The following is a 5,079-nucleotide window of genomic DNA, read 5'->3' on the forward strand; positions in this document are numbered from 1 at the left end:
GTCGCACGTTCCGTTCTTTGGGGAGGGAATAACCGTAAGGTTTGTCCCTTACCCGACACCGAAGAAGCTGCTAACCACAGTGGAGGGAAGGGGCGTACACTTTATAGCTTCAAGTAAATCAGAATCATGCAGACAAGGAGAGCTGATATCATGGTAAATGAGTTGCTTGGAATACAATACAACATTGCGAAAGCAAATGTAACTGACAGGAAAGTTCAAAACCTTGCGTCCTATATCAATATAAACAGCCTTAGGGCAATCCATAAGACTATGGATAAAAATAAGGCAAGTGGAATTGATAAAGTGACAAAAGAGAAATACGAACAGAACCTGGAGGAAAACCTTGAGAATCTTGTGAAAAGAATGAGAATTGGCAGTTATCGCCCCAATCCTACAAGAAGAGTTTATATTCCCAAGGAAACAAAAGGCAAAATGAGACCACTTGGAATATCCAGTTATGAGGATAAACTGGTGGAGAGCGCAATCGCACAGATACTGGAGCAGATCTATGAACCGAAGTTTTATAATGAGAGTTTTGGATTCAGACCAAACAGAAACTGTCATCAGGCAGTTAGGGAAATCATAGAAATGGTTCAGCATCGCAAAACGAATTATGTGGTGGAAGCGGATATCAGAGGATTCTTTGATAACGTAGACCATGAGTGGCTGATGAAGATGCTAAGACACGATATAGCAGACAAGAGATTTCTTGAGGTTATAGAGAAATTTCTGAAAGCGGGTATCATGGAAAACGGAAAGTATCTTGACAGTGAACGTGGAACACCACAGGGAAACGGAGCCAGTCCGATACTTGCAAATATTTATCTGCACTACGTACTGGATAACTGGTTTGATGTGATTGTAAAGAGGCAGTGCAGCGGAGAATGTTACTTAATACGTTATGCAGATGATTTTGTCTGTTGCTTTCAGAGTGGATACGAAGCAAAAGTATTTCGAGAGAAACTAGAAGAACGTTTTGCAAAGTATGGACTCGAACTAGCGGAAGAAAAGACCAAAGTGTTAGAGTTCGGAAGGTTTGCCAGGCAGAATAGAGAAAGAAGAGGACAGGGAAAACCAGATACCTTTGACTTTCTAGGATTCACATTTTATTGCGGAATGGACGGAAAAAAGCAGTTTTTCCGTTGTAGAGTGAAAACGAGTAAGAAGAAGTTGCGCAGTAAAATAAAAGCAATGAAAGAATGGATAATGAATCACAGGACACTGCCGCTGGAATGGATATTCAAGATTATCAATGCAAAACTGCGAGGATATTATCAATACTATGGTGTAACTGATAATACAAGAGAAGTTAAATCATTCCTGTGTATAACAAAGAAACTGCTGTTTAAATGGCTAAATCGTAGAAGCCAGAGAAGAAGTTATACATGGGAAACATTCAACAATGGGCTGCTTAGGACATTCCCACTATTAGAGCCAAGAATCAAAGTAAGCCTGTTCTACAGGTAGTATGAATATAAAGTGAAAAGCCGTATGCGTTAATAGCGCACGTACGGTTTTGTGTAGGGATATGGGGAGTAATCCCCATATCTACTAGAGAGAAATTCCGAGAAAGAAGGTTGAGAAAAAATACCTCAGAGTAAAATAAGATTACTGACTTTGCACGGTTAGTAAAAAATCTTATTAAACAGTGAGGTACTTGAAATGAATTATAACACACAGAACGCAAAAATTGCATCTATTACGGAAAAACTTTGATCGTTGGTATTGATGTGGGAAGTGAAACCCATTACGCAAGGGCTTTTAACTGGCGCAACTATGAGTACTCAAAGAAGCCGTTCGCCTTCAGCAACGATGAAGCAGGATTTCCCTCATTTAAGGACTGGATGGATGATATAGCAGAGAAACATGGAATGGAAACTGTGATTCCAGGAATGGAACCAACAGGCCACTACTGGCTAAACCTTGGAGCGTACCTGCAGGAACAGGGAATGAAGCCTGTACATGTGAATCCGCATCATGTCAAGAAATCCAAAGAACTGGATGACAATAATCAGAGTAAGAATGACCGTAAGGATCCAAAGACAATTGCGGGTCTGGTGAATGAAGGAAGGTTCTCTTATCCATATATTCCAACCGGGATTTATGCAGAGATCAGAAATCTGTCTAACCTTCGTATTCAGACACAGGAAGAGATCACAAGGATCAAGAACAGGATCGCCCGCTGGTTCAGCATCTATTTTCCAGAAATAAAAGATGTTTACAGGAATCCGGATGCGGTAAGCGGACTGATGGTGATCAAACAGGCACCACTGCCCTGCGATATCAAAGAGCTTGGTGTGGATGGAGTGAATAAGATATGGAGAGATGCAAGGCTGAAAGGTGCTGGGATAAAGAGGGCAAGGACCCTGGTAACAGCAGCGGAGCACAGCATCGGAAATACGGAAGCACCAAGAAGTGCCAGAAAAGAGATCCGAAACCTGCTGGAAGATTACGAGGGATATAAGAAACGGATGGATGAACTTATGGAAGAGATAGAGAAAACACTTTCTGAGATTCCCTATATAGATAAGCTGATGGAGATCAATGGGATAGGGATAAAGGCGGTAAGCTGCTTTATTGCAGAAGTAGGAGACATTGGACGTTTTGATAATCCAAAACAGGTGCAGAAGCTTGCCGGTTATTCCATTGTTGCAGACAGCTCCGGGAAACATAAGGGGGAGAGTAGGATCAGCCACAGGGGAAGAACGCGTTTGAGATATGCGTTGTATGAAGCTACGATCTCCGTGATCGGAAAAAATAAAGAGTTTAAGGAGATCCATAGTTATTACCGGACAAGGGAGAAAAATCCGCTGAAAAAGATGCAGTCGGTGATAGCGGTGGCATGTAAACTGATCCGGATATTTTATACAATACTAACGAAAGGCGTGGATTATGACGGACAGAAGATGTTAAATGACATTGTAAGACCTGAAATACAGCCAGCAGCATAAAGAGAAAGAAACAGTGTATCATGGCCGGTCTGAGTCTTTGAAAGGAAAAGATGGAAGACTGAGACCAGCCATGATAGCTGGAAGCAATAAACAAAAGGAATGTAACAGGAAAACGTTCACCGGAAGGTGCTGTTGCAGGAAAGAAGTCAGTAATACAAGAAACAAAGAATGAGCCAGTAGTCGGTAGGAATACACACCAGAGGGCAAGACCCTGTAAAGGAGCTGAGCTGACACCCTGGTTATGGACAGGCGGGACGAGAGAAGTTAGGACTCGGCATAGACTGATGATCCTGGTAGACATGGGAGATTCGTTGCCGTAGATGGATGGGTACACACAAGGCCATGTAGAACGAAATAAGAAGACGTTTTACTTTGTGCGCCCAAAATCCACTATTTTCGTACCAGATACAGAGAAATGTCCATTCCTATGGCTCTTTCTTCTGAGATATTTATTGATGAAACATTAAAAAATCCTTGATTTTTAAGGAAAAAAGACTTGACTATATAGGGAGGATTAATGAAAACGATAAAAAAAATACAGTATTATATGGTTCCGATATTATTGCTAATAGTATCTTTTGCAACTGTTTTTAGTCAGACAATTTGGGTAGATGAAGCATATAGTTTGGAATTAGCAAAACATTCATATATGAATTTAATAAAAATAGATGCATTAGATGTTCATCCACCGTTGTATTATATTATATTAAGAACAGGATTTTTGATATTTGGAGTAAGTGAAAATTTTATTTGGATTGGTAGATTTGTTTCACTTGTTCCGTATGTGATTTTAATGATTATTGGATTTACCGTAATAAAGAAAAGGTACAGTAAGACAATAGCATACTTGTTTAATGTGTTTATAATGGGTATGCCGCAGATGCTACGCTATTCAACGGAAATACGAATGTATAGTTGGGGAATGTTATTTGTTACATGTGCATTTTTACAGATGAAGCCAATAGTTGAAAAAAATAAATTTAAAAGCTATGTGATGCTAACGCTGTTTTCTGCATTAGCATCATATACGCATTATTTTGCATGCGTCTCAGCAATTGTCATATATGCTGAAATTATATTGATGTTTTTTAGAAAAAAAGAAAATAAGAAAATAATAAGGGTGTTATTATCGGGTATGGGAGTTGCTGTATTATATTTTCCGTGGCTTTTAATATTTGTGAAACAATTATTGATAGTTAAAGAGGATTATTGGATAGGACCGGTGTCAATACATTCGATAATACAAAATTTTCTTTTTTTGTTTTCGACAAATATTAGAATTATAGAGATAGTAAGTGTCACAATAGTTGGAATTGGGATGTTTGGTGCAATAAGAGCATTAAGAAAAAGAAAGAATTATGAAGCTGTTTGTGGAATTACTATATGGTTAGGAACAATAATTTTAGGGATTTGTTTGTCTTTATTAATACGTCCTATATTCGTATCAAGATATGTGATGAGCGCTGCTGCTTGCATGTGGTTGGGAATATCAATTGGAATATCAGAGATAGATAATAAACGTATAAATAGAGCACTCGTTTATACAATAACGATTATTGGTATTATACTTGCAACTGATTATATCAAAAATGAACTCAATGAGAAGAGCGCAACAAATTATACATTATCGGAATTAGAAAAAAATATAGATTCTGAAACAGTAATATTAAGCAATTATAATCATGTACAGAGGGTGATTTCTTATTTTTATCCGCAAAATAATAACATAGTAATTGAGGATGAATTATCGGAATTGACAAAAAAAGTATATGAAGAATGTAAACTAGAGAAGATAGAAAATATAGATGAAATAAAAAAATATCAATATAAAAATAGAATTTTGGTGTTAGATAGCAATGGATTATTGATTGAGGAATTAAATAAAATAAATTGTCAATTGAATTATTTAGGAAGCTACAAATTGGACAGGTATTCTTTTGAAACATATATTATTGAGCAGTGAAAACGGAATATTACTCACTTTGACAAAATGGTGGATATAGGAGTTCCTGTATACTTTAAAGAGTAAAAGGAATTGACCAAAAAGAATACCTCAAGTAAATTTAGATCTATAAATGAGCAAATAACGAAAATTGCACAAAATCACCCTGCAATCGTTAAAACTTCC

General features: G+C 37.5%; 2 protein-coding genes and 1 pseudogene. All 3 read left to right on the forward strand.

The window, feature by feature from the left end; genetic code table 11:
* The first annotated feature begins 150 nt into the window (after positions 1-150).
* The 3 genes and pseudogenes from ltrA (at position 151) to DW915_RS15470 (ending at position 4,914) form a co-directional block, all read left to right on the forward strand.
* Positions 151-1,467 (forward strand): group II intron reverse transcriptase/maturase, encoded by a 1,317-nt coding sequence (gene ltrA / locus DW915_RS15460; protein WP_055222201.1) that lies wholly within the window; start codon positions 151-153, stop codon positions 1,465-1,467.
* Between the two features lie 195 nt (positions 1,468-1,662).
* Positions 1,663-2,951, forward strand: a pseudogene (locus tag DW915_RS15465) (IS110 family transposase).
* A gap of 517 nt (positions 2,952-3,468) precedes the next feature.
* Complete coding sequence (locus DW915_RS15470) at positions 3,469-4,914, forward strand: glycosyltransferase family 39 protein (protein ID WP_055222202.1); 1,446 nt, start codon at positions 3,469-3,471, stop codon at positions 4,912-4,914.
* Positions 4,915-5,079 lie beyond the last annotated feature (165 nt).

The sequence above is a fragment of the Blautia sp. AM42-2 genome (assembly GCF_003480245.1).
Taxonomy (GTDB): Bacteria; Bacillota; Clostridia; order Lachnospirales; family Lachnospiraceae; genus Fusicatenibacter; species Fusicatenibacter saccharivorans.

What these genes read in the sequence shown, in the direction of transcription:
- ltrA (WP_055222201.1), top strand. Translation starts at nt 151, where the DNA reads ATGGTAAATGAGTTGCTTGGAATACAATACAACATTGCGAAAGCAAAT.
- DW915_RS15470 (WP_055222202.1), top strand. Translation starts at nt 3,469, where the DNA reads ATGAAAACGATAAAAAAAATACAGTATTATATGGTTCCGATATTATTG.